At 63.3% G+C, this 23,101-nt stretch carries 22 protein-coding genes; 15 read left to right on the forward strand and 7 right to left on the reverse strand.

Annotated features, from left to right (window positions below; translation table 11 throughout):
- Positions 1-64: 64 nt before the first annotated feature.
- The 5 genes from ACTU46_RS00295 to ACTU46_RS00315 all read left to right on the forward strand — a co-directional run bounded on the left by ACTU46_RS00295 (position 65) and on the right by ACTU46_RS00315 (position 3,908).
- A complete protein-coding gene (locus ACTU46_RS00295) occupies positions 65-967 on the forward strand; it encodes a hypothetical protein (protein ID WP_443377926.1) in 903 nt (300 codons plus the stop codon).
- Positions 968-1,048: 81 nt separating this feature from the next.
- Positions 1,049-1,768: a nicotinate-nucleotide adenylyltransferase gene (gene nadD, locus ACTU46_RS00300; RefSeq protein WP_443377927.1), complete on the forward strand. Its 720-nt coding sequence runs from the start codon at positions 1,049-1,051 to the stop codon at positions 1,766-1,768.
- 178 nt (positions 1,769-1,946) lie between these two features.
- The gene (gene rsfS, locus ACTU46_RS00305) at positions 1,947-2,414 is read left to right on the forward strand and encodes a ribosome silencing factor (RefSeq protein ID WP_443377928.1); all 468 of its coding nucleotides are present in this window, start codon (positions 1,947-1,949) and stop codon (positions 2,412-2,414) included.
- Positions 2,411-3,106, forward strand: a complete 696-nt coding sequence (locus tag ACTU46_RS00310; RefSeq protein WP_443377929.1) for a histidine phosphatase family protein — start codon at positions 2,411-2,413, stop codon at positions 3,104-3,106. Before rsfS ends, ACTU46_RS00310 begins: the two co-directional genes overlap by 4 nt.
- A 1-nt stretch (position 3,107) precedes the next feature.
- Complete coding sequence (locus tag ACTU46_RS00315) at positions 3,108-3,908, forward strand: DegV family protein (RefSeq protein ID WP_443377930.1); 801 nt, start codon at positions 3,108-3,110, stop codon at positions 3,906-3,908.
- A gap of 12 nt (positions 3,909-3,920) precedes the next feature.
- Here the strand turns inward: ACTU46_RS00315 and ACTU46_RS00320 are convergent, their stop codons facing one another.
- Positions 3,921-4,721, reverse strand: a complete 801-nt coding sequence (locus tag ACTU46_RS00320; RefSeq protein WP_443377931.1) for a hypothetical protein — start codon at positions 4,719-4,721, stop codon at positions 3,921-3,923.
- Positions 4,722-4,949: 228 nt separating this feature from the next.
- Here ACTU46_RS00320 and ACTU46_RS00325 point away from each other — a divergent pair, with 228 nt between their 5' ends.
- The 5 genes from ACTU46_RS00325 (at position 4,950) to ACTU46_RS00345 (ending at position 9,796) form a co-directional block, all read left to right on the forward strand.
- Positions 4,950-5,720 (forward strand): ComEA family DNA-binding protein, encoded by a 771-nt coding sequence (locus ACTU46_RS00325; protein ID WP_443377932.1) that lies wholly within the window; start codon positions 4,950-4,952, stop codon positions 5,718-5,720.
- Positions 5,717-7,387, forward strand: coding sequence for a ComEC/Rec2 family competence protein (locus ACTU46_RS00330; protein ID WP_443377933.1), 1,671 nt, complete (start codon positions 5,717-5,719; stop codon positions 7,385-7,387). The genes ACTU46_RS00325 and ACTU46_RS00330 overlap by 4 nt, the downstream gene beginning before the upstream one ends.
- Before the next feature lie 103 nt (positions 7,388-7,490).
- Positions 7,491-8,453 carry a DNA polymerase III subunit delta gene (holA, locus tag ACTU46_RS00335; protein ID WP_443377934.1) on the forward strand — a complete coding sequence of 321 codons (963 nt, stop codon included), beginning with the start codon at positions 7,491-7,493 and terminating at the stop codon, positions 8,451-8,453.
- A 276-nt stretch (positions 8,454-8,729) separates the two neighbouring features.
- Positions 8,730-9,152 (forward strand): ankyrin repeat domain-containing protein, encoded by a 423-nt coding sequence (locus ACTU46_RS00340; RefSeq protein ID WP_443377935.1) that lies wholly within the window; start codon positions 8,730-8,732, stop codon positions 9,150-9,152.
- Positions 9,149-9,796: a LysE family translocator gene (locus ACTU46_RS00345; RefSeq protein ID WP_443377936.1), complete on the forward strand. Its 648-nt coding sequence runs from the start codon at positions 9,149-9,151 to the stop codon at positions 9,794-9,796. Before ACTU46_RS00340 ends, ACTU46_RS00345 begins: the two co-directional genes overlap by 4 nt.
- A gap of 171 nt (positions 9,797-9,967) precedes the next feature.
- On the opposite strand, the gene rpsT is transcribed toward ACTU46_RS00345, so the two are convergent.
- Positions 9,968-10,231 (reverse strand): 30S ribosomal protein S20, encoded by a 264-nt coding sequence (gene rpsT / locus ACTU46_RS00350; protein ID WP_443377937.1) that lies wholly within the window; start codon positions 10,229-10,231, stop codon positions 9,968-9,970.
- Between the two features lie 238 nt (positions 10,232-10,469).
- Entirely contained in the window at positions 10,470-11,036 is a 567-nt protein-coding gene (locus ACTU46_RS00355; RefSeq protein ID WP_443377938.1) for a type II toxin-antitoxin system PemK/MazF family toxin, read from the reverse strand.
- Between the two features lie 414 nt (positions 11,037-11,450).
- Here ACTU46_RS00355 and lepA point away from each other — a divergent pair, with 414 nt between their 5' ends.
- The gene (gene lepA / locus ACTU46_RS00360; protein ID WP_443377939.1) at positions 11,451-13,298 is read left to right on the forward strand and encodes a translation elongation factor 4; all 1,848 of its coding nucleotides are present in this window, start codon (positions 11,451-11,453) and stop codon (positions 13,296-13,298) included.
- A 104-nt stretch (positions 13,299-13,402) separates the two neighbouring features.
- On the opposite strand, the gene ACTU46_RS00365 is transcribed toward lepA, so the two are convergent.
- Positions 13,403-14,596, reverse strand: coding sequence for an alpha/beta hydrolase (locus ACTU46_RS00365; RefSeq protein ID WP_443377940.1), 1,194 nt, complete (start codon positions 14,594-14,596; stop codon positions 13,403-13,405).
- Between the two features lie 144 nt (positions 14,597-14,740).
- The gene (locus ACTU46_RS00370) at positions 14,741-15,703 is read right to left on the reverse strand and encodes an Lrp/AsnC family transcriptional regulator (protein ID WP_443377941.1); all 963 of its coding nucleotides are present in this window, start codon (positions 15,701-15,703) and stop codon (positions 14,741-14,743) included.
- Between the two features lie 241 nt (positions 15,704-15,944).
- On the opposite strand from ACTU46_RS00370, the gene ACTU46_RS00375 reads away from it, so the two are divergent.
- The 3 genes from ACTU46_RS00375 (at position 15,945) to ACTU46_RS00385 (ending at position 18,787) form a co-directional block, all read left to right on the forward strand.
- Complete coding sequence (locus ACTU46_RS00375; RefSeq protein ID WP_443377942.1) at positions 15,945-16,697, forward strand: DUF5058 family protein; 753 nt, start codon at positions 15,945-15,947, stop codon at positions 16,695-16,697.
- A 64-nt stretch (positions 16,698-16,761) separates the two neighbouring features.
- Positions 16,762-17,529, forward strand: a complete 768-nt coding sequence (locus tag ACTU46_RS00380) for a hypothetical protein (protein WP_443377943.1) — start codon at positions 16,762-16,764, stop codon at positions 17,527-17,529.
- 52 nt (positions 17,530-17,581) lie between these two features.
- Complete coding sequence (locus ACTU46_RS00385; protein ID WP_443377944.1) at positions 17,582-18,787, forward strand: amidohydrolase; 1,206 nt, start codon at positions 17,582-17,584, stop codon at positions 18,785-18,787.
- An 87-nt stretch (positions 18,788-18,874) separates the two neighbouring features.
- On the opposite strand, the gene ACTU46_RS00390 is transcribed toward ACTU46_RS00385, so the two are convergent.
- The gene (locus ACTU46_RS00390) at positions 18,875-19,471 is read right to left on the reverse strand and encodes a YdhK family protein (protein ID WP_443377945.1); all 597 of its coding nucleotides are present in this window, start codon (positions 19,469-19,471) and stop codon (positions 18,875-18,877) included.
- Between the two features lie 145 nt (positions 19,472-19,616).
- Here ACTU46_RS00390 and ACTU46_RS00395 point away from each other — a divergent pair, with 145 nt between their 5' ends.
- Positions 19,617-21,644, forward strand: coding sequence for a plasmid pRiA4b ORF-3 family protein (locus tag ACTU46_RS00395; RefSeq protein ID WP_443377946.1), 2,028 nt, complete (start codon positions 19,617-19,619; stop codon positions 21,642-21,644).
- 10 nt (positions 21,645-21,654) lie between these two features.
- Here the strand turns inward: ACTU46_RS00395 and cycA are convergent, their stop codons facing one another.
- Complete coding sequence (gene cycA / locus ACTU46_RS00400) at positions 21,655-23,100, reverse strand: D-serine/D-alanine/glycine transporter (RefSeq protein WP_443377947.1); 1,446 nt, start codon at positions 23,098-23,100, stop codon at positions 21,655-21,657.
- Between the last annotated feature and the right edge of the window lies 1 nt (position 23,101).

Raw genomic sequence — 23,101 nt, forward strand, 5'->3', positions numbered from 1 at the left:
GCGGCGCTCCCCGGGATATTCTGGTCAGAGCTGAACCAGGAGCAGCAAGGGAGAGGTTCTGATCATGAGACGAAGCTGGATCCGGTTCGGACTCCCCGTGCTCGGCGCGGTGGCAGCGCTCGGCCTGGGTGTTATACCCGGGGCGTCGATAAGCGCACCGGCGCAGGCAACGGAAGCCGGCTGCCCGGCGGTGGTCCTGCTGGTCGCGCGCGGAAACGATGCCCGCGAGACCTTTGAACCCCGCCGCTACGGCGGCGAGCAGGGCTGGGAATCCAATGGGCGGGAAAGTACCCGGATCGGCGATTACCTCGACGTGGTCGAGCAACGCTACCGCGACACCCACGGGGGCAGATCGCTGTTCACCGATGTGCAGGTTCAGGGGTTGCCGGAAAAATACTACCCGGCTGATATCCCGCTGCCCGAGGAAGGCCGAGACGGCGACCTGCTACAGCTGCTCAGTAGCGCCGGCGAACTAACACAGGGTGCGGTAGCGGGAGTCCAGCGGGCCGCCGCTGCCGGGACCGAGGGACCGCGCCGGGCCATCCTGGACTATGAGGCGGACACCGGATGCACCCCGCAGTACATTCTCTTCGGTTACTCCCTGGGTGCAGTGGTCTTGCCCGAACAGGAACAGTGGCTGGCCGATCGAGGCCAACTCGCCGGTGCGGTCTACCTCGGAAGTCCCTTCCTCAATGCCACGAACTCCCGGCTGATCGGGGTGCCGGCAGGAACCACCGGCATCCTCAGCGGTCTACCGTCGCAGGGACGCCCCAGTGCAGACACCCCCAACCGTATCCATTACTGCCTGCGTGATGATCTGGTCTGTGACCCCTCGCCGCAGGCTATCTCCCGCTCGCTGCAGGAGGATGAGGGCGGGCCGCACGCCAACTATTTCCGCGAGCTCGGTGACACCGACCAGATTGCGCTTGCCGACGCTCTCGGGGGCTGGGTGGATCAGGTCCGTTAACGGTCCTGGCCGGGGCAAAAAGGGGGGACTGGTGGGTGTTCAGCGGCGCTGGGCGCCCCCGCAGGGATATACTTCCGGGCCATGAGCGACTCCAGTCCCATCTCACCGCGCCCGGCCCTGGATTATGTATCCGTCGAAGACGGGCAGCTGACCCCCGCAGTATCCGGGCCCCGCCGGATCGGGGTCATGGGGGGAACCTTCGACCCCATTCACCACGGTCACCTCGTCGCTGCCAGTGAGGTTGCACACCGCTTTGATCTGGACACCGTGATTTTCGTGCCCACCGGGCAGCCCTGGCAGAAAGCCGATAAGAAGGTCAGCCCGGCGGAGGACCGTTATCTGATGACGGTGATCGCCACCGCCTCCAATCCCCGCTTCACCGTCAGCCGGGTCGATATCGACCGTGACGGCGCGACCTACACCATTGATACACTGCAGGATCTCTCGGAGCAGTATCCCGGGGCGGAGCTCTACTTCATCACCGGTGCTGACGCGATGCACAGCATCATCACCTGGCGGGACTGGGAGAAGATGTTCGACCTCGCGCACTTCGTCGGGGTCACCCGCCCCGGCTATGAACTTCACGACGACATCATCCCCGAGGTCCATCGTGAACGGGTTTCGCTGGTGGAGATCCCGGCGATGGCGATCTCCTCCACCGATTGTCGGGAACGCTCCGCTGATGGACAGCCGGTCTGGTACCTGGTGCCCGATGGCGTGGTCCAGTACATCGCCAAGACCAGCCTTTATCAAGGCGGAGAAAGATGGCTGGCAGGTGGAACCGCAGCTCTTCCTGGGTAGCTGAGGCAATGATTTCCGTGGTATTGCAGGCTTTTTCCGGGAGCCGGGGTGCCTTAAAATCAACGACTTTATTGGTTGACTAGGAGAAACCGGCGTATTCGTGGAAAACTGGGTACAACTCGTATCTTCCCGCACATCTGCGGGGCGATCCGAAACCGCAAGCTAGTAAAGGACCCATGTGACTGTTACCCAAGAATCCCTGCGCCTGGCCACCATCGCGGCCCAGGCTGCCGATGAGAAGCAGGCCGAGAACGTCATCGTGCTGGATGTCTCTGAGGTCCTGGCGATCTCTGATGCCTTCGTGATCGCCTCGGCCGACAACGAGCGCCAGGTCCGCGCCATCGTCGAAGAGGTGGATGAGAAGCTTTCCGAGGCCGGGATTGAACCCCTGCGCCGTGAGGGAATCCGCGAAAACCGCTGGGTGCTGCTGGACTACGGCATTGTTGTCGTGCACATCCAGCGCAAGGCCGAGCGCGAGTTCTACGGCCTCGACCGCCTCTACCTTGACTGCCCGGTCGTTGCCATTGAGGGCCTGCCGGAGGCCACCCGCCCCGGCGAGCTCGGCGATGAGGTCAACGTTCGTACCGTCAGCTCCATTGATGAGATCCCCCTCGCTGTGGAGGAACCGGAGGTCGAGGACCAGTGACCCGCCGCCTGATCCTGCTCCGACATGGGCAGACCGAATATAACGCGACCCGGCGTATGCAGGGTCAGCTGGATACCGATCTGTCCGATGTCGGTCGGGCTCAGGCTCAGTCCGCAGCGCAGCTTCTGCGCACCGCGGGCATCTCCCGAATTCTCTCCTCCGATCTCACCCGGGCCTTTGACACCGCCACCGCGGTTGCCGAGCTCCTGGGAATCGAGATCACCACCGACCGTAGGCTCCGGGAAACCGACCTGGGGCAGTGGCAGGGGCGGTCCCACGCCGAGGTCGACGGGGAAATCCCCGGCGCCCGTGCCCTCTGGCGTCACGATGCCACCTGGTCACCGCCAGGTGGTGAATCCCGGGTGCAGGTAGCCAATCGCGCCCGCCCGGTCATCGATGAATTGATGGCACATTTTAAAGAATGGGATGACACCGCCGTCCTGGTGGTCGCCCACGGCGGCACCATCTCTGCACTGACCTCCAACCTGCTTGGCCTTCAAGTTGAGCAGTACCCCATGTTCTCCGGGCTGGGGAACACCCACTCTTCCCGGTTGACCGCCCGGCCGCGCTATGCCTTGGGCAGCACCGATGCTGATGGGGAAGCAGAACCTGAACCCCAGAGCGCCCGATTCGACGGGAACAACGTCCACGACGCCCAGTGGTATCTGGACGGCTGGAACGTGGGGTCCTGAGATGCCGGTCCGCATTGTCACCGACTCGTCCGCCGGACTACCGGACGCCGTGGTCGAAGAACTCGGCATCACCGTCATCGACCTGCACGTGATGCAGGGTGGAGAAGAAACCTCCACCTCTGGTTTGTCCTCCCTGGAACTTGTTGCAGCTTATGCCCGGCAACTCGAACGTGGCGGAGACGAAGGGGTGCTCGCACTGCACCTGTCCAAGGAGCTTTCCTCGACCTGGTCGGCAGCGGTCACCGCAGCTGCGGTCTTTGAGGACACCGTCAAAGTAGTGGACACCGGATCCGTCGGCATGGCTGTCGGCGCTGCTGCCATGGCCGCCGCGAAGCTTGCCATGGAAGGCGCGGATCTCCAGGAATGCCACGATATTGCGGCGGACACCCTGGCACGCTCCGAAACCTGGATCTACCTGCACCGACTGGATGAGCTCCGGAAATCCGGCCGGATCTCCACTGCCACCGCGGTGCTTTCGGCGGCGCTGGCCACCAAGCCGATCATGAAGATCCATCATGGTCGCCTGGAACTGGCCGGCAAGACCCGCACCCAGATTAAGGCCTTCACCAAACTTGTGGAACTGGTCCGGGAACGGGGCACCAAACAGCCAGCCTTTGTGGCTATCCAGCACCGGGATGCCCCGGAATCCGCGGAGAAGCTGGAGGACATGCTCGCCGAGGCCCTCCCTGAGGGATCCAGTTTCATGATCGTTGATCTGGAAGACACCCTCGCGGTGCATACCGGTGATGGTGCCGTCGGAGTATCCGTGGTCTTCGGGGACCACGCCGAAGAGGAAGCCTAGAACCTCTCAAGTTTAGATGACCGGAGGCGGGGGCATGCCCCGGGTGGTGAACTCAGTTCGGGAATGCAGCGCCTGCTCGGAGGCGGCTGCCCATTCCTCAATGGATGCGCCCACTTTCCGGGCCAGACTGAGATCGCCATCGACCCGGTACTCGCGCACCGCATTCAGCGCAGCATCCGTCAGGGCCCGCCACTGGCCCACCGCCATCGGATAACCGTGATCCTGCAGCATGGTGTAGAAACCACACATCTGCTGCAGCAACACCCGCTCATCCGGTGGCAGCTGACGTTCACCGACGAAGTACACCGGTAGCGCATCAAGCGGCTTCCCCAGTTCCTTCTCCACCGCTTTTCGGGAGGCCGCCAACCTCAACACCGGCCCCTTGACCAGTCGGAGCACCGTCCGGACCCCGAAGTATATGACGAGGGCAGCGGCAATAATGGAGGCGCATATCAATGCGGCCGCGAGCAGATCACCATCATCCCCGGTGGAGTTGAGACGCATTCCTCCACCCAGGAACAGCAGAAATGAGGTGAGGATGCCCAGCCCCGTCTTGAGGGCCTCAGACTTGGTGGAGCTGATCCGTAGCGGCAGGTCGCCGGGCTGATGCAGCGCCGACTCCATCAGCTCCTCGGGGGAGGTGGCGACACCAGCACTGCGGCCACGCAGCAGCAGGGCAGGGGTCGGGGCGGAGGCGTAGGCGTGAAAATCATGGTTCGCCAGCACCGTGGTCACCGCGGGAAATCCCAGCGAAGCACCGAAATGTGGTGACCCAGGCTCCGGTTGTGGGGATTGTGCTGCAGAATTTTCCACCAGGGGCTCCTTGTCGTTCTTGGTCTAAACCCATCAAAGCACAGGCACCGGACACCTGTCGGGGAGTTTCCGCACACCGGTCCGGATAGGGGGAATCTGGTCTCCGGTGATCCCCGGCTCTGTCTGAGTGGCAAAACTATCCACAGGTTTTGGAAAATGGCGGAGTTATCCACAGCCGGATACGTCCGCGGCTGGTGTGACCGTGGCGGTGGATCTAGTTTCAGCTCCATGACCAGTATCGTTGACAGACTCCGTGAATTCACCAGGCCGACCGGGGAAGAGTCCCTGATGGATGTGGCCTATCCCACCCCGCGATTTCGGGTGGGACTTCGGGAGGCGGCGGTCGTCACCGTGATCCTCCTGGTAGCCCTGGTGGGGTGGGTGGGGTTTCGCGCCCTGGCCGACCCGCCCCCATCGGGAGAAGCTGTCCTGGCGGGGCAGAACCTAATCCCGGGCACGCCCGGGCCCGCCGGTGGCGCCGATGAATCCACCGGAGGGTTTCTTGGCGGGCCCGCTGCCAGCAGCACCGCGGAACCGGAGGAGAAGGTAGCTGAGGAGGTCGTGGTGAGCGTGGTCGGCGAGGTCGCACATCCGGGACTGGTCACCCTGGCCCCGGGCGCCAGGGTCGCCGATGCTCTGGCGGTGGCGGTCCCACTTCCCGGGGCTGAACTACGCACGTTGAACCATGCACAACGTCTCAATGACGGGGAGCAGATCAATGTCCTCGTCGATTCCCCCGGTGAAGTTCTCACCTCCGGGGTGATCGGTGGCGCACCTGATCCAGGTACGTCGGAGACTACACCTGCAGGTGGTATCTCCCTGAACAAAGCCACCCAGCAGGAATTGATGGAATTGGACGGGGTGGGGGAGAAGACCGCGGCGGCCATTCTGGCGTATCGGGAACAGATCGGAGGGTTCACAGCCATTGAGCAACTCCAAGAGGTGAAGGGGATAGGGCCCGCGAAGTTCGCCGCGATCCAGGATCTGGTCACCTTGTGAGTGAACTCCGGCTGGTCCCCACCGCACTGCTGGTCTGGGCGGTCACTCTCCTGGTGCTGCTCACCCGCGGTTCAGGGGTGGCGGTGGTGGTGATCCTCGGAGCCGGTGTGCTGGCACTGCTGCTCGGTCAGCATGGTCAAGCTGTGCTGCTGTGGTGCGGCGGAGCGGTGTCCCTGGGATTCGGCCACGCCCGGCTGGTGGCGGTGCAGGCCCACGAGTTCGGCTCGGTGTTGCACGGGGTACTGACCACCGCTCCCAAGGAGATCAGCCCGGGCACCTGGATCCTGCGGGTACGGGTGACGGGTCATCCCGCCCCAGTGCCGACTGTGCTCCACGCCGACACCCTGCCGGTGGACGCCACCGTCGGGGCCCGGGTGCAGCTTCCGGTCTCCCTGGCGGACTCTGATCGCGCCGGGCTTGGCGAAGTGCTGGCGCGGGCCACCGACCTTGAGGTTGCCCAGGCTCCGTCCGGGATGAATGCCTTCGCACTCCATGTCCGGGAGTGCTTCGCCCTGGCTGTGGTGGAAACCGTTGGGCCGGCTTCCACCGGGCTATTACCGGGCATGGTCCTGGGGGATACCTCCCTGCAGAGTGCAGCCGAGACCCAGCTCTATCTGGACACCGGCCTTTCACACCTGAGCGCAGTCAGCGGGGCGAATGTGGCGATTGTGACCACCAGCATCATCTTGCTGTGCCGGTGGCTGACCCTCGGGCCTCGAATCCAGACCTTCGCGGCCACGGTGGCGCTGCTGTTCTTTGTTTCGCTGGTGGGGCCGGAACCCAGCGTGCTCCGCGCGGCGGTGACCGGCCTGGTCGGATTGGCGGCGGTGCTCAACTCCGCCCGGATGGAACCGGTCCACGCGTTGAGCCTGGCGGTGATCGGTCTGCTCCTCTATGACAGTGACCTTGCGGTCTCCTATGGATTCGCGCTTTCAGTCGTCGCCACCGCCGGGATCGTGGTGCTCAACCCGCTGCTGGTGAGCGCCCTGGCACGGACCCGGTGGCCGGAAATCCTGGTGCGGGCCCTCGCAGTGGCCATCGCCGCTGACCTGGTGACGATGCCGCTGATCGCGATGATGAGCGGGCGGATCTCCCTGGTGGCGGTGCTGGCGAATGTGCTGGTCAGTCCGGTGGTGGCTCCGGTGACCGTGCTGGGACTGCTGGCGGCGGGGTTGAGCCTGCTGCCGAGCGGCCTGGCGTATCTCCCCCTGAAACTGTGTGAGCCCTGCACCTGGTGGATCCACCGGACCGCCGAATGGTGTGCGGGCTTTCCCCTCGCCACCATTCCCACCCCGGAAGGCTGGCTGGGTCCGGTCTGGGTGCTGACCCTTGGTGGCTGGGTGATCGCGGCATTTCTGTTCGGACACCCACGCAAGGTCATCCTCGGGATGGGGGTGATCTACCTCTGGTCCTGGTCGCAATCCTGGGTGGCACTACCCGCGGAAATTTCCCTGGAGCATCTGCAGCTCCATGTCATCGAGAGAGAAAGCCAGATTGACCCGGTACCACCAGGGACCCAGACGATCATCGTGCTGGATCCGAAAGGTGATCCGGCGCCCCGACCCAGCCGCACCCGCGCCGGGCTGCCTGTTCTGTACCCGAATCGTGATGGAGCGGTGAGCCTGCATGTCGACGGCAGCCAGCACGCCGAGGATCGGCGATTCTAAGGTGTGGCGAACCTGGCGGATCGGCCGACGCGACGTGTGCCTGGATGAGGGCGGCCGCTGCTGAGCCATTGCCGGGAAATGAGGGTGTGGCACGATATATTCCATGAGTAACACCGTGGCACCCGTCCACCTGATTGAAGGCACCGAAGAATTTCTCGCGGAGCGCGCCAAGAACCAGATCATCGCTGAGGTCAGAGCCGTCCACAGTGGGGGAATGGATCTGCCGGTGAGCACCCTGCGCGCTGGCGACCTCACCGGTTCAGAACTGCTCGAACTGCTCAGCCCCTCGCTGTTCGGTGAAGACCGCGTCATCGTGCTCACCCACACCGATGAAGCAGGAAAGGAACCTGCAGAGCTGTTGCTGAAGGCGGCCCTGGATCCCGCACCGGGAATCTACCTGATCATCCTGCACTCTGGTGGCGGAAGAACCAAAGCACTGGTGCCGAAGTACCGCAAGGTTGCGCAGGTGCATGAGGTACCCGAACTCAAAGATCGGGAGCGACCCGGTTGGGTGAAAAATGAGTTCCGCATCCACGGGGTGCAGGTCACCCCGGATGTGGTGCATGCGCTGTTGGAAGGTGTGGGTTCCGATCTTCGGGAACTGGCTTCGGCGGTCAGCCAGCTGGTGGCGGATACCGGTGGGAAAGTCACCGCAACCACGGTCCGGGAATATTATGCCGGTGTCGCGGAGGTCTCCGGCTTCGATATCGCGGACCTCGCGGTCACCGGCCAGACCAGTAAAGCGGTGGCCAGTACCCGGCGGGCCCTGCAGTTGGGGATTTCCCCGGTTGCCCTGTCGGCGGCGTTGGCTTCCAAGGTCGGGGCGATCGCCCGGCTGTATACCTCCCGGGGAAGTGACTCGCGGCGCCTGGCGGGCACGTTGGGGATGCATCCCTTCGTGGTGGAGAAGACCGTGAAAGTGGCCCGGCAGTGGAATGGTGACGCGGTCAGCGATGCGGTCATCCTCATCGCTGATCTGGATGGGGCGGTGAAGGGTCAAGGCGGTGACCAGAACTATGAGATCGAGTCTGCGGTGCGGCGGATCTCGGAGCTGGCGAAGAAATAGCGTGGAAATTGAAGAAGCCTCTCAAGAGGCTCTCCCACGGTCTTGGGACCGTGGGAGAGCCTCGGGGTTTTTCGGTGCGGCGATGATCAGCGCCGCAGTGCCTCGACGCGGCGTCGATAAGCTGAGGGCGGTTCAGCTACGCCGGTAATCCTTCAGAATTTCATCCGCGACATCCGGGAGATTGACCACGATATTGGCCGGGGCGAAGAAGATCGAGTCGCAGCTCCCCTGACCTGGGTGTGCCGGGATTTAGGGGACGCACGTACGATGTCTCTCATGGAGAACACCCAGAATCAGCCCGCAGAGCTGCCGGAGGACGTCCAGCAGCTGGTGACCAAGCTCTTTGCGCTGGCACGGACCGAAGGTCAGGAGGCCGCCGACACCCTGGGCGCCTATATCGATCAGGGCGTTGACGTTGAGCTGAAGAACCAGGACGGCAACACCCTGCTCATGCTGGCCGCCTATAACGGTGCCGCCGAAGCCCTGGCCGCGTTGATCACGCGTGGCGGCAATGTCAATCAGCTCAATGACCGGGGCCAGTCTCCGCTGGCAGGTGCGATCTTCAAGCGTGAGGATACCGTGATTGACCTGCTCGTCGAGGCTGGGGCGGATCCGATGGCCGGCCATCCCACCGCCATTGACTGCGCCAAGATGTTTGGTCGTGACGATCTGCTGTCCCGCCTCGGGACGGGGGAGTGAGCCTCGGCCAACTTGGTGCGCTCGTTCTGATGAACCTGATGGGGGTGGTGACTCCCGGGCCGGATATTTTCCTGGTCACCAGGTTCGCCACCCGTTCTCGTCGGCACGCGCTGGCGGGTACCGCCGGAGTTCTCACCGGACTGTTGGTCTGGGCCAGTCTCACCGTGCTCGGGGCCGCGGCGCTGCTCAATGCCTACCCCTCGCTACTGGGGTTCATTCAGCTGCTCGGCGGCGCCTGGATTCTGTGGATGGGGCAGGGGATGCTGCGCGCGGGACTGACGCAGCTGCGTACCTCGAATCTGATCATCATTGATGCGGATGAGGTCTTCGGCACGGTCTGGCAGGCCTACCGCCAAGGAGTGGCCACCAACCTCTCGAATCCGAAGGTCGTGCTCTACTTTGCGGCGCTGATCGCCCCGCTGCTGCCGCCGAATCCGGGAGTGATCACCTCGGTGGTGGTGGTGGCGGCCATCGTGCTCAGCGCCGGTGTCCTCTTCAGCATCATCTCGCTGGTGATCAGTACAAAACGGATGCGCACCATGTTCCTCAAGGCCGGACCCTGGATCGATTTTTCGGCCGGCGTTTTCTTCCTCATCGCCGGTGCGGTGCTGATGGGGCACGGCGCTTTCGAACTACTGGGATAGCCGGATGCGCCCTGTCGCTTATCGACGCCGCGCCCTGCCGCGGCGATGCCCGGACGTGCGACGCCGAGCAGCACGCCGCGTCGATAAGCGGGCACAGCAAAAAGCTCACCCCGCCACCGGAAGCCCGGTGGTGGGGTGAGCTTTAAGTCTGTGGAACAGCAGGCCTGAAAATTAGGCCAGCTTGTTCAGGGCAGAAGCCATGTTGGACTTCTTGTTGGCCGCGTTGTTGCGGTGGAAGACGCCCTTGGAGACGGCCTTGTCCAGCACGCGGGAAGCGATACGCAGCTGAGTCTCAGCGCCGGTCTTGTCACCCTCAGCGACAGCGGCACGGAACTTGCGGATCTCGGTGCGCACTGCGGAGCGGACAGCCTGGTTACGCTGGCGGGCCTTCTCGTTGGTGAGGATGCGCTTCTGGTTGGACTTGATGTTTGCCATGTTGATACCTCTTGGAATCGAATGATTGGTGTGGTGAAACCACCGGCCGGACCTGTCCCGGTACGCTTCTGCCTGAGGGCGAGGTACCTCGATGTGAGTGTTCGATAAGCGGACCCAAGGTCCTGACCGCCCCGACCCACACACCCGGAAAGTGAATAACAGACGAAATCTTAGCAGCCGAAACCTTCAGCTCCAAATAGCGCCGGAGGCTGGTTCCGGTGGGCCGCAGGTGCCTGGCTCAGCCCCAGGCGTAGCGGCTGCGGAGTTTATTGGCCACCCGATCGAAACGGCGGCGGGGGAAGATCGCACCCTGTCGGCGGATGCCCAGCTCCGAGACCTCAACCACGCGGTCAACGCGGAGCCAGCACTGTCGGCCGGAGGTGTCCCACTCGCCGGCGCCGATGTCCAGCCAGCCTTCTTCGCCATCATGCTCGGGGTTGGGGGAGATCAGCAGACCGAGGATGGTGTGGCGGGTACGGCCGACCACCAGGAGGGCGCGTTCGCGCAAGGGCTTGTCGGGGCCGTCGGAGGGGGCCCAGATCCACACCACTTCGCCGGGGTCCGCCTGGCCGTCCATGTCCGGGGCGTAGAAGATACTGCGCGACATCTGGTCGGTGGGCTCGACGTGGATGGCGGTGGCGGCCCGGAGTTCCGGGTCAACATCGTCGTTGTTGGTCAGGCCGAGTTGATCGTTCAACCGTTTCAGACCGAGTTCCAGAGGGCTTTCCGTGGGGATCGGCACCCTGGATCCCAACCTCTGTCTCGCTGTGCGGAGGAGGTTGCGGAAACCATTCTTGAGCCCCATGCTCTTCATACCTTTATCTAACGCTGACCGTTGTGTATCCCACTGGGAACCGTGCCATGTAACCAGTTTCTCATAGTGCTGATCTTACTCATTAATCACTATCGTCTCGGCGCGGGAGAATGTGACATACCCTCGACAAGCTGGGTGATTGTGCAGGTGAGTGGCCTGGGGCGAGTCGGGGGCCGGGAGGCGGGGGAAATGACGGGGGTGGTCCCATCGTGGCGGATTCCCCGCTTGCCCGGCAGCCCGCAGCGCATCGCCCGGCAACCGGGCATCGTTGCCGGAGTTATCCGGAGGATCAGCTGGGATTGTGCTGGCACACCTGTCCGGAAACCCTATCGGAGCTGTTGATTAAGCAATTGCCCCTAGTCAGGTAGTGTTGGTCAGGATATAGAGAAAGGTGCCGCCACACATATGCCCAGCAATTTTGCGGAGAAGACGTTCACTGACCCCAAGCAGGTCAGGAACTTCTGCATCATCGCCCACATTGACCACGGCAAGTCGACCCTCGCGGACCGTATCCTCGGTCTGTCGAATGTGGTGGATGCCCGCGACATGCGTGACCAGTACCTGGACAACATGGATATTGAGCGGGAGCGAGGCATCACTATCAAGGCGCAGAACGTGCGTCTGCCGTGGGTTCCTCGCAGTGGTCCCCACGAGGGGGAGGAGATCGTCATGCAGATGATCGACACCCCCGGTCACGTGGACTTCACCTATGAGGTCTCCCGTGCGCTCGAAGCCTGTGAAGGTGCAGTCCTGCTTGTTGACGCCGCGCAGGGCATCGAGGCGCAGACCCTGGCCAACCTGTACCTGGCCATGGAGAATGATCTGACGATCATTCCGGTGCTCAACAAGATCGACCTGCCGGCCGCTGACCCGGAGAAGTTCGCGCTGGAGATCGCCAACATCGTCGGCTGTGAGCCGGAGGATGTGCTGCGCGTTTCCGGTAAGACCGGCCAGGGTGTCCCTGAGCTGCTGGACAAGGTCGCTGAGCTGATTCCGGCCCCGACCTCGGAGTTCGGCCCCGAGGCCCCGGCCCGGGCGATGATCTTCGATTCGGTCTATGACACCTACCGCGGTGTGGTCACCTACATCCGAATGGTCGACGGCACCCTGAAGCCGCGCCAGAAGATCCAGATGATGGCCACCGGCTCGGTGCACGAGGCACTCGAGGTCGGTATCGTCAGCCCGACGCCGAAGAAGTGTGACGGTCTGGGCCCCGGCGAGGTCGGCTACATCATCACCGGTGTGAAGGATGTCCGCCAGTCCAAGGTCGGCGATACCATCACCTCGGCCCACAACGGTGCGACCGAAGCACTGCGTGGTTATGCCGAGCCGACCCCGATGGTCTACTCCGGTCTCTTCCCGATCTCCCAGGCTGATTTCCCGGACCTGCGTGATGCCCTGGAGAAGCTCCAGCTCAACGATGCCTCCCTGACCTATGAGCCGGAGACCTCCGTGGCTCTGGGCTTCGGCTTCCGGTGTGGCTTCCTGGGTCTGCTGCACATGGAGATCACCCGTGACCGCCTGGAGCGCGAGTTCGATCTGGACCTGATCTCCACCGCCCCCTCAGTGAACTACCACGTGGTCACCGAATCCGGTGAACATATTCGCGTGCACAACCCTTCGGACTGGCCGAGTGGCAAGATCCCGCAGGTCTTCGAGCCGATCGTGAAGACCACCATCATCGTGCCCAGTGAGTTCGTCGGCCAGACCATGGAGCTGTGCCAGACCAAGCGCGGCGAGATGGGGGGCATGGACTACCTCTCCGAGGATCGTGTGGAGCTGCGCTACACCATGCCGCTGGGCGAGATCATCTTCGACTTCTTCGACATGATGAAGTCGCGTACCAAGGGCTACGCCTCCTTCAACTATGAGGAAGCCGGCGAGCAGGAGGCCGACCTGGTCAAGGTCGACATTCTGCTGCAGGGCGAGCCGGTGGACGCGTTCAGTGCGATCGTCCACAAGGACAACGCCCAGTGGTACGGCAACAAGATGACCGTCAAGCTCAAGGAACTGATCCCCCGGCAGCAGTTCGAGGTGCCGATCCAGGCAGCTGTGGGCTCCCGGATCATCGCCCGTGAGAATATCCGCGCCCTGCGCAAGGATGTCCTCTCCAAGTGCTACGGCGGCGATATCTCCCGTAAGCGCAAGCTGCTGGAGAAGCAGAAGGCCGGTAAGAAGCGGATGAAGAACATCGGTTCCGTGGAGGTTCCGCAGGAGGCCTTCGTGGCTGCCCTGTCGACCGACGCGAGTTAGGTCGGGGTCGGGAGGATTTCCTCACTCCAGGTGGTGGTCGCTGATGGCCACCACCGGCCGGGAAACCTTCCTTCAACCACCCCGCTGGCGGCAGGTCGCTGGTTCTAGCGGTAGAGCGCCGGACTGATGTGCTCCCAGGCCGCCGGGATCTGCCGGCGGAAGGTATGCCAGTCATGGGTGCCACTCTCGGGGTAGTCCACCCGTAGCCCGGTGAAGCCCGCCTGGGTCATCGCGTCGTCGAGAAGTTGGGTGCACTCCAGGGAGCTGCGTTCCAGCGCGGCCCCGGAGGACATCTCCACCCAGTTCCCGTTGGCGTAGTTGGCCACGTCCTCCGGCGCGAAGACCCCGTTACCGGCGGAGAGGTACACCCGCTGGTCCCGTAGCCCGGAAGGATCACCCACCGTGTCGTGGTAGTGCCAGCGCTCGGAGCCGTAGCGGCCGTAGAGGTTGTCCAGATTGCCGCCGCGGGTGGTCACGGTCAGGTGGGCGTTCTGCCGGCCGATCAGATCCATCGGGGAGTAGCAGCCGGAGAGGCCAAAGGTGGCGTCGAAGAGCTCCGGGTGCCGGTTGCCGATGTGCACCGCACCGGTGGCACCCATGGAGATCCCGCCGATTCCGCTGTGCCCGTTATGAGCCAGCTCCTCCTGGAGCAGCGGCGCTAGTTCCTGGGTGATGAAGGTTTCCCACTGATGACGCCCGAGGTTCGGGTCATCGCGGAGCCAGTCGGCGTACATCGAGGCCTGTGCCTGGGTGGGCAGGATCAGATGCACCCGCTCGCCGAACTGTGCCTGGGCGTCACCGTGGGTGAGCCACCAGTTCTCCCGGGGAGCGCCCACTCCATCGAGCAGGTAGAGCATTGGGGCAGCCGCACCGCCCGCTGCCGGTACCACCTGCACCTCCACCGCGCGTTTCATCGCCGGTGAGGCGATGGTCCACCGTTCCAACCGGGAGATCGGGTCCGTCACCTGCCGCTCCAGCAGCTCTACCCGGGTGATGGACTCGTCCAGAGGAAGTTTCATCCCGGGGTAGCTGCTCCCGGGGAAGAAGCTGGCGGGCACCTCCGAGGAGCCGAGCCCTTCGAGCAGTCCAAGCGTGGCATCAATGGCTGAACCGGAAGATCCTGGGTCGGAGTTGGATCCGATCACCGCCTCCTCCAGCAGACTGCCGGAACTTGATCCGGAGGAGGTGGCGGAGGATGCGGCATTGACCGGGGAGGCCAGGGTGAGTCCGAGGGTGGCGCTGAGGGTCAGGGAGAGCACGGTAGGCAAGGGGCGAAAGGTGCGGGAGTGACGGGACATAATTCTCACCGTAGCAATGCGGCCGGATCCGGGCTCCTCCGTCGGGACCGGGGCCAACCCGGGGACACCACACTCCGGCAGTGGTGGATGGCCGGCCCGGGGAGCCCGCCCAAGAAGCGCTGGACACCCGTTTCTTCGGTGATGTCAGGTGGGGATCTCGAAGAGTCGGCCGCCCCGTTTGCGGGCCCGTACCACCAGGGAAGAATTGACGCGGCTGGCTCCGGCATTGCGGTCGGGATCGGAGAGAAATTCATAGAGCGCGGTCTGATTCGGCAGGGTCACATCCACCAGCAGCTGATATTCCCCCGCGATGGCCGCGCAGTAGCGGACCTCAACCAGATCTGCCAGGCGCCGACCCAGCGAATCAATCTGGTCTGGAGCGGCTTGGATCCACAGTTGTGCCTCGACAGGCAGTCCGAGTAGACCCGGTTCGACCAGGGTGCGGATGGTGGCGCGGGTGTTGCGCAGCATCCAGTCCATTCGTCGGGACACGGAGCTTTCGCTCAATCCCACTCGGCGGGCCATGGATTCCAGGCTGGCCCGACCATCCTCCCGCAGGGCCTGGATGATGGCATGGTCGGTGTCATCGAGATCGTCGGCGTAGTCCCACTGCGCCTGGTCTGCTCCATAAGGACTGGCCAGGGCCTGTTCCTCGGCGGAGTTGAGGAGGCCGACACGCCACCCGCGGATGGTCTTGAAGTATTTGAGCACCGGATAGGTGGAGTAGCGGGCCACCCCGGGGGTCGCCGGCAGCTGGGTGGTGAGGATATCGGTGGGATCTCCTGAGTAGTGCAGTTCGGTGACCACGTCATTGGGGCCGGTGGTCAGGTAGGAGTAGGAGGTGTCGATGCGTTGCGCCAGCGCCTCACAAGCCATCCGGCTGGCCCCGGGGGTGCAGGAGAAGGCGGTGACCACTGCGCCCCGGCGGTTTTCGATGCCAGCGACGGTGACATGACCCTGTGCCAGAAGCTCAATGCCATGGCGGGCGACGGTGCGCTCAGGTTCTCCCAGAACGCGGGCGATCTTGCGCCAGGGCGCGCGGCCATCGACCTGCAAGGCTGCGATGATGCGGCGCTGTAGGGGATCGAGGGTAGTTGTCCGGTACATCTGCCTACCTCAATATCTGTCTAACTATAGTTTGCCGATTCCACCGAAATTTGATGGATCATGGCCGATATCTTCGATCATTCCATGATTTAACCGGCGATTCGGGGGAATCGGCCATATAGCTGGCAAAAAACTCCCACTCTTGCCCGGGGTGGTGCACCTCGGGGACAGTGGAGCAATGAGATACACCTCACAGCTATGGATGGTGTGCTCCCACAACGCACCCTAACCAGGAGTAAACATGCCTGAAACGACGCTGCTTGCCTTCGGTGACCCGACCTCGACCGATATCTGGGCCGTGGCCAACACCCCGATCCTCTGGCTCTGCGCCTTCGGTGTTTTCGCGGTCATTTTCATCCAGACCATCCTCTACGTCCGTGCCGCCCGGGTTGCCGCACCCGCGATCGGCATGCCCGCCAGTGAACTCAAGTCCTCCTTTCGGGCTGGTGCCGTGGCCTCGATCGGTCCCTCGTTGGCGGTGGTGCTGGTGGCAATCGCCCTGCTGGCGCTCTTCGGGACCCCGGCGGTGCTGGTCCGCATCGGTCTGATCGGCTCGGTTCAGGCCGAGACCGGTTCCGCCGCCGCGGCCGCCACCACCATGGGAGCGGAACTCGGCGGTGACACCTACACCCAGCAGGTCTTCGCGGTCGCCTTTATGGCGATGAGTCTCTCCGGGGCGATGTGGATGTTGTGCACCCTGATCCTCACCCCGATCCTCAAGCGTGGCGGCAAGACCCTGGGCACCAAGAATCCGGTGGCCATGGCGCTGATCCCCACCGCCGCCCTGCTCGGGGCCTTCTCCGCGATCGCCGTGGCAGAGCTGCCCAAGTCCAGTACCCACGCCTCACTGATCTTCATTTCCGGCGGCGTCATGGCGGCGTGCATCTTCCTCGCCAAGACCTTCAAGATCACCTGGTTACGCGAATGGGCGCTGGGAATCTCCATCATCGTCTCCCTGGTCGCCGCCTACTTCCTCCATTCCGCCGCCGGTTAAAACGCCCCACCCTATAAGACCCTTTTACATCCTGCCGTTCACCCCACCTCCAGGAGAATCTCTCATGGCCATCACCTCACCTGCTGTTTCCGCAGCCGCCACCGGGCCTGCCGACGCCAACACCGCCACCGCCGATGCCGCGATGGCCCAGTTTGAATCACAGACCGGACGTTATGGTTCCCTGACCATGATCGCCGGCCTCATCTTCTCCCTGCTCGGACCGCTCTATCTGGTCTTCTTCGGCGGTCTCGAGATCACTCCAGGCATGATCTGGATCGCCTTCCTCGCGGTGGCCGCCATCTTCGGTGTCCTCTGGTTCGTGGAACCGTTGACTTACTTCCCGATCCTCGGCCCGGCCGCGATGTACCAGGCCTTCATGATCGGCAATATCTCCAATAAACTGCTGCCGGCGGCGATCGTCGCACAGGCCACCATCGGCGCGAAACCGGGCACCAAACGCGGGGACCTGGCGGCGGTCATGGCTATCGGTGGGGCGGCCACCGTCCACCTGATCAGCCTGTTGATCTTCGTCGGTGGGCTGGGAACCTGGCTGGTCACCCTGGTTCCGCAGGAGATCATCGAGGTCGCTCGCGTCTACATTCTGCCTTCCTTGATGGGCGCGGTGCTGGTCCAGGCCATTGTCTCGATGCGCAATATCCGCGCTACCTTCATCGCCATCACCTTGGCAGCAGTGGTGCACTTCCTGGTCGTGCCAGCATTCCCGGCATTGGGCATGTTCGCCACTGCGGTGGTGGTGGCGGCTTCGATCATCGTCACCTGGATCCTCCGCGACCGAAACACCCGCCGCGTTTCAGAATCAGACACCGTCTGATCATTCCTCCCACCCCTGAGTCAACCGTTTGCCTCCTCCGAAAGGTATCCCCATGATCTCCACCGTCGTGCCGCAGTCCCACACCGCAACCATGCTCGAGATGTACCGTCACCTGCATGCTCATCCGGAGCTGTCCATGCAGGAGCATGAGACCGCCACCTTCATCGAAGCGGAGCTCACCGAGATCGGGCTGGAGCACTTCCGCTGTGGCGGCACCGGGGTCGTCGCGGTCGACCGTAACGGTGAAGGCCCCGTCATCGCCTTCCGGGCGGACACGGATGGCCTTCCGATCAAAGAGGACACGGGGGCGGACTACGCCTCCCAGGCCACCGGTACATTAGCGGACGGTACCGAGGTGCCGGTGATGCACGGCTGCGGCCATGACACCCACATCACCGCCGCATTGACCGCCGCCCGACTCCTGCGCCAGGGGCATACCAGCTGGTCCGGCACCGTGGTGTGGATCTTCCAGCCGGGTGAGGAGGTCGCGGCAGGGGCGAAGGCGATGGTCGAGGACGGGCTCTGGGCGAAGGCCCCCAGACCGGAGGTGATCTTCGGCCAGCACGTCTTTCCTTTTGCCAGCGGAACCGTCGCCGTCACGCCAGAATCTGCGATGGCCCTGGCGGATTCCCTGAAAGTCACGCTCTTCGGACGTCAGGCGCATGGCTCCCAACCACAGGACTCCATTGATCCGATCATCCTCGGCGCCCATATCCTCACCCGACTGCAGACCATCGTCTCCCGGGAGCTGGCGCCGCTGGATCCGGCGGTGGTCACCGCAGCGACCTTCCATGCCGGCCTGAAGGAGAACATCATCCCGGACCGCGCGGAGTTCACCCTCAACATCCGTACCCTGACTGGTCGGGTCCGGGAGCAGGTGCTCGCCGCGGTGGCACGCATCGTCAAGAATGAGGCTGCGGTCTCCGGTGCCCCGGAGCCGCTGATCGAGGAGCTCTACACCTTTCCGCGGGTCTATAATGACCCGGTCCACACCGAGCGGGTGATTTCGGTGCTGCGTGCTGAATTGGGGGAGGAGAAGGTGGCGATCGTCCCGCCATCGATGGGGTCGGAGGATTTCGGCCACCTCGGTGATGTCATTGAGGTGCCTTATGTGTTCTGGATGTTCGGTGGCGCCGACCCTGAGGACGAGAATCCCGCCGGAAACCATTCGCCCTTCTTCCTGCCGGTCCCGGAGCCGACCCTGAGCACCGGGGTGCGGGCGGTACTCAGCGTCCTCGGGCACTACCTCGCCCGCTGATCCGGCAACTGCTTATCGACGCCCGCCCTGGGCCCGGCGCGGCGTCGATAAGCAGGCATGCTCACTCGTTAAATTACAGTTCCATTCTTACTCTGCGGGCTGGATCTCGCTTTCGGTGACCCACTTGTGGTTGGTCATCGTCATGTCTTCGGTGGTGAGATCGACCATATAGACCGTCTCATCAGTGGAGTAGTCGATGGTGGCCTCAGCGCCCTTCATACCGGGCATGTGTTCGGCTTTGAGGGCGACCTCGGCACCGTCCGGCAGCGGGGCTTCGCCCGGATCGACGAGCTCCTCGTGCACGACCCATCGGTGGTCGGTGACGGGTTCTCCGCCGTCCACGGGGGTGTAGCTGATGGAGTAGGTGGTGGTGTCGAAAGCGCCTGAGATCGTGGCCTCAGCACCATCCATGCCGGGCATGTGGTCTGCCGTGAGAATCACCTGGGAGCCGACCGGATAGGTCGGATCTGTTGCTACCGTGATTCCTTCAGGTGCGGGACCACCGTGGGCGGGGTGCTGCATGTCATGGCCGCCGCCGTCACCAGTGCTGCTCTCATCATGGTGCTCGCTGTGTTCCGAGGGCGCCGAGCCGGTGGAGTCGGCGTTCTCGGCGGCGTCGCTGCAGGAGGTCAGCGCCACGGTGGCGGTCAGTGCCAGCGCGGCAAGGGAAATGCTGTGTTTCATCAACGTTCCTTTCGAAGGTGGTGAGAGACCAAGCCCGTCAGTATTCATTATGGCGGATATCGATCCGCTGGGTTCCTCCGTCAACCCAGGTCAGATGTTGGTTAGAGGACCAAGCAGGGATCTGTGTGCTCCGTATCATTGAGCCATGGCTGCTTCAGTGATTGACCTCAATTCCCGCCGCAATCTGAAGGGGTGGAGCACACTCCGGCTCGAACTTCACGGGTTGCCGGAACCTGTCAGCAGGGAATACCTGGTGGACACCAGCCTGCCTGCGGTGCAGGTCATTGATCTGCTGGCGGTGGGCCTGGGACTGGTGCCCTCGCCGACCACGGTGCTGGAGCTCCACCGCCGGAATGCCTCCCCGCGTTATGCCGGCCGCGCGGAATACCACGTCAATAATGAGGCGTTGTGGGATGTCACCGGGAAGGACTTCGCGGAGGTGCTGGATACCGCGGCAAAGCTTGAGGCACAGGTGTGGGTGGATCTGGCACCGGCCAAGGGCTGGCGTTTTCTCATTCAGGTGGCTACCCCGGAGGCATCGGTGGTGGAGCTGAGCGAAGCGCCCTTCAGCGTTCTCGAAGAGGTGCCGGGGCTGATGGATCCGGACATCGCGGTGACGGTGGCAACGGCGATCGAGCAGGTCAAAGCCGGCCGTGAGGTGGCACCGCAGCTGCAGATGGCGATGCTGCAGGACAACGCCGGTGCCCGGGCTCATATCGATTCAAGAGCGCCGGTGGCTATCTTGATCAGCAGCTATGTCCGTCTCCTCCGGGAGGATCTGGTGTTTCCCTGGTTCGGTCTCTTCGAGACGTATTTATATCATTCAAGACTGCACCAGGGAACCTTTGAGCTCTACCAGTTCGTGGCGGAGAAGGGGACGGTCAAGCTGCTCAAGAACGGCATTCTCTCGGTGGCGGATGCCCGGAAGTTGATCGGGGTAAGCGAGTTTTTCGCCACGGAGTGGGAGCTGAAGGATGATGTCGGGACCAGTGCCACGGAGCTCAGGAGTTCCGGAGATCTCCCTCATCTCCGCAGTTGTCTGGAAGCACTGCTCGAGACCCCGCTGGTCCGGCTCGCGGGGCAGGAACTCAGCGTCAATCTGGATCCATCCGCGCGGTCGGAAGCGGATAACATGACGTCATATTCACTGGCCGTGGTGGAGATCTTCATCGCTGATATCAGGTCCGGGCGGCTGGCCGAGGACACCGGGGACCTCTGCTATCCCTTGCCGGAGCAGATCCTCAAATTGGCTCCCGGGGTGAGCTTCACCGCTATGCCGGAAGCCGGGGATATCAGCTATGACAATTATGTTGATGATCCACTGGTGAAATCCTTCCTGGCCGCCGCCGCACAACAGCTGCGCCCCATCCCCAGCTCGCCGCGGGGGAAACAGGTTCTCCTGGCTGACTTCTTCGCTGAGATTGATTCGGCTGAAGTGTTCCCACCGGAGGAGGAGGACATGGCCGATGATTTCTCGGATTTCTGGTTTCAGGAGCTGCCGAAGCAGGTTGATCCCACCCTCCTGCCAGGTCAGCCGACGGGCCCGGAAAACAAGAACTTCAAGGGCACCGTCGACCATATCGAGTTCGAGATGACTCTTGATTACGTCGAACCTGCCGTGACCCGGGTGCTGCAGTTGCCCGTTGCCCTGACGGCGGATAAAGCCATGCAACTGATGCTGGTCCTCTTCGGCTGGGAGCTGAGCCACCTCTATGATCTTTCGATTCAGAAGCCTGACACCCGCAAGCGGGGGGACCGGATATATGTCTATCCGCCCGTCCCCGGGCTGGAACCGATGCAGGACTATGTCTGGGCCGATCAGGTCGAGATCGGCCAGGTGCTGGTACCCCATCGGACTGCGGCCACGATCAACTATGATTACGGCGATGGTTGGAGCATGACCCTGAAAGCCCGGAAACTCGTGCGCCAGCCGGCCGGTGCCTATGTGGTCAGCGCCGCCAACGGCTGCCCACCGGAGGATTGCGGTGGACCTCCTGGTTTTGCGGATATCCGCCAGGTGCTGAAACTTGGGCCGACTGCGGCGGTTCGGTCGAATAAATACTTGGACGCCGAATGGGCTGCGGAACTCCATGAAGTCTTCGCGGGCCTGGATCTGGATAACCCGCAATTCGGGCCGGGGACGTACTCCCTGGACATCGGCCCGTCCTACTGAGCCCGCCAGATCAGAGCTGGGAGCGCCGGCGCGCCCCCTTGGCGCCACCGGAGAGCCACCAGCCGATGCCCAGCAGAATGAACCAGACCGGGGTGACCAGCAGCGCGGAGCGGGTGTCATTTTCCATGGTGAGAACGAAGACCATGAAGGCGAAGAAGGCGAGGACCACCCAGCACATGAACACACCGCCGGGGACCTTGAACTTTGAAGCGGCGTGCTTTTCCGGGTGCTTGCGGCGGAAGACCAGATAAGCCACCACGATGAAGCTCCACACCACCATGAACAGCACCGAGGAGATGGTGGTGATCAGGGTGAAGGCCTCCATTACGCTGGCGCCGGCGTAGAGCACCGCCAGGCTGGGGATCAGGCAGCACACCGAGAAGAACAGACCGTTGGCGGGAACCTGACTCCGGGAGAGCCGACCCCAGCTCTTCGGCGCCGCTCCCTCCAGAGCGAGGCCGTAGAGCATGCGGGAGGTGGAGAAGATGCCGCTGTTCGCGGAGGAGGCGGCAGCGGTGAGCACCACGAAGTTGATGACGCCGGCGGCGGCCGGTAGTCCGGCCAGGGCGAACATCTGCACGAAGGGGCTGGCATCGGCGGGAACCTTGTCCCAGGGGGTGACCATCATGATCACGGCCAGGGCCAGGACATAGAAGAGGACGACGCGGATCGGAATCGCGTTGATGGCCTTGGGCAGGTTCTTCTCCGGATCGGCGGTTTCCGCGGCGGCGGTACCGGCCAGTTCCACACCGACGAAGGCGAAGATGGCGATCTGGAATCCGGCGAGGAATCCGGCCAGACCATGGGGGAAGAACCCGCCGTGCTCGATGAGGTTCGAGACCCGGGCGACCGAGCCGTCGGGAGATTCGAAGTGGGTGAAGATCATCCACGCACCGGTGGCGATCAGGGCGATAATCGCGATGATCTTGATGATGGAGAACCAGAACTCCAGCTCACCGAAGAGGCGCACCGCCACGAGGTTCAGCGCCAACATCACCAGGATGGTGATCGCGCCGGGCAACCAGAGCGGGATCGCGGGCCACCAGTACTGGGTGTAGCCGGTGACCGCGACGATATCCGCCATGCCGGTGACGATCCAACAGAACCAGTAGGTCCAGCCGCAGACGAAGCCGGCGGAGGGGCCGAGAATATCGGAGACGGCGTCACGCAGGGATTTGTAGTTGAGGTTGGAGAGCAGCAGCTCACCCATCGCACGCATGACGAAGAACAGCATGAAGCCGATGACGGCGTAGACCAGCAACACCGAGGGGCCGGCCACGGAGATGGTCTTTCCGGAGCCCATGAACAGGCCGGTACCCACCGCGCCGCCGATGGCGATCAGCTGGATGTGGCGGTTGCTCAGACCCCGCTTGAGATCCTCACCGCCCGCCACTGAGATGGTGTCAGCGACCGCTGCGGGAGAGGTGCCGGCCAGGTGTTGTTCAGGGTCTGTCATA

This window comes from Corynebacterium sp. A21, assembly GCF_052266655.1.
Lineage (GTDB): Bacteria > Actinomycetota > Actinomycetes > Mycobacteriales > Mycobacteriaceae > Corynebacterium.

Bases quoted from the DNA above. Each gene is read 5' to 3' on its own strand.
- ACTU46_RS00395 (WP_443377946.1), top strand. From the start codon at position 19,617: ATGGCTGCTTCAGTGATTGACCTCAATTCCCGCCGCAATCTGAAGGGG.
- ACTU46_RS00385 (WP_443377944.1), top strand. From the start codon at position 17,582: ATGATCTCCACCGTCGTGCCGCAGTCCCACACCGCAACCATGCTCGAG.
- ACTU46_RS00380 (WP_443377943.1), top strand. From the start codon at position 16,762: ATGGCCATCACCTCACCTGCTGTTTCCGCAGCCGCCACCGGGCCTGCC.
- ACTU46_RS00355 (WP_443377938.1), bottom strand. From the start codon at position 11,036: ATGGGGCTCAAGAATGGTTTCCGCAACCTCCTCCGCACAGCGAGACAG.
- ACTU46_RS00325 (WP_443377932.1), top strand. From the start codon at position 4,950: ATGACCAGTATCGTTGACAGACTCCGTGAATTCACCAGGCCGACCGGG.
- ACTU46_RS00295 (WP_443377926.1), top strand. From the start codon at position 65: ATGAGACGAAGCTGGATCCGGTTCGGACTCCCCGTGCTCGGCGCGGTG.
- rpsT (WP_443377937.1), bottom strand. From the start codon at position 10,231: ATGGCAAACATCAAGTCCAACCAGAAGCGCATCCTCACCAACGAGAAG.
- ACTU46_RS00340 (WP_443377935.1), top strand. From the start codon at position 8,730: ATGGAGAACACCCAGAATCAGCCCGCAGAGCTGCCGGAGGACGTCCAG.
- cycA (WP_443377947.1), bottom strand. From the start codon at position 23,100: ATGACAGACCCTGAACAACACCTGGCCGGCACCTCTCCCGCAGCGGTC.
- nadD (WP_443377927.1), top strand. From the start codon at position 1,049: ATGAGCGACTCCAGTCCCATCTCACCGCGCCCGGCCCTGGATTATGTA.
- ACTU46_RS00390 (WP_443377945.1), bottom strand. From the start codon at position 19,471: ATGAAACACAGCATTTCCCTTGCCGCGCTGGCACTGACCGCCACCGTG.
- ACTU46_RS00370 (WP_443377941.1), bottom strand. From the start codon at position 15,703: ATGTACCGGACAACTACCCTCGATCCCCTACAGCGCCGCATCATCGCA.
- holA (WP_443377934.1), top strand. From the start codon at position 7,491: ATGAGTAACACCGTGGCACCCGTCCACCTGATTGAAGGCACCGAAGAA.
- ACTU46_RS00315 (WP_443377930.1), top strand. From the start codon at position 3,108: ATGCCGGTCCGCATTGTCACCGACTCGTCCGCCGGACTACCGGACGCC.
- ACTU46_RS00365 (WP_443377940.1), bottom strand. From the start codon at position 14,596: ATGTCCCGTCACTCCCGCACCTTTCGCCCCTTGCCTACCGTGCTCTCC.
- lepA (WP_443377939.1), top strand. From the start codon at position 11,451: ATGCCCAGCAATTTTGCGGAGAAGACGTTCACTGACCCCAAGCAGGTC.
- ACTU46_RS00375 (WP_443377942.1), top strand. From the start codon at position 15,945: ATGCCTGAAACGACGCTGCTTGCCTTCGGTGACCCGACCTCGACCGAT.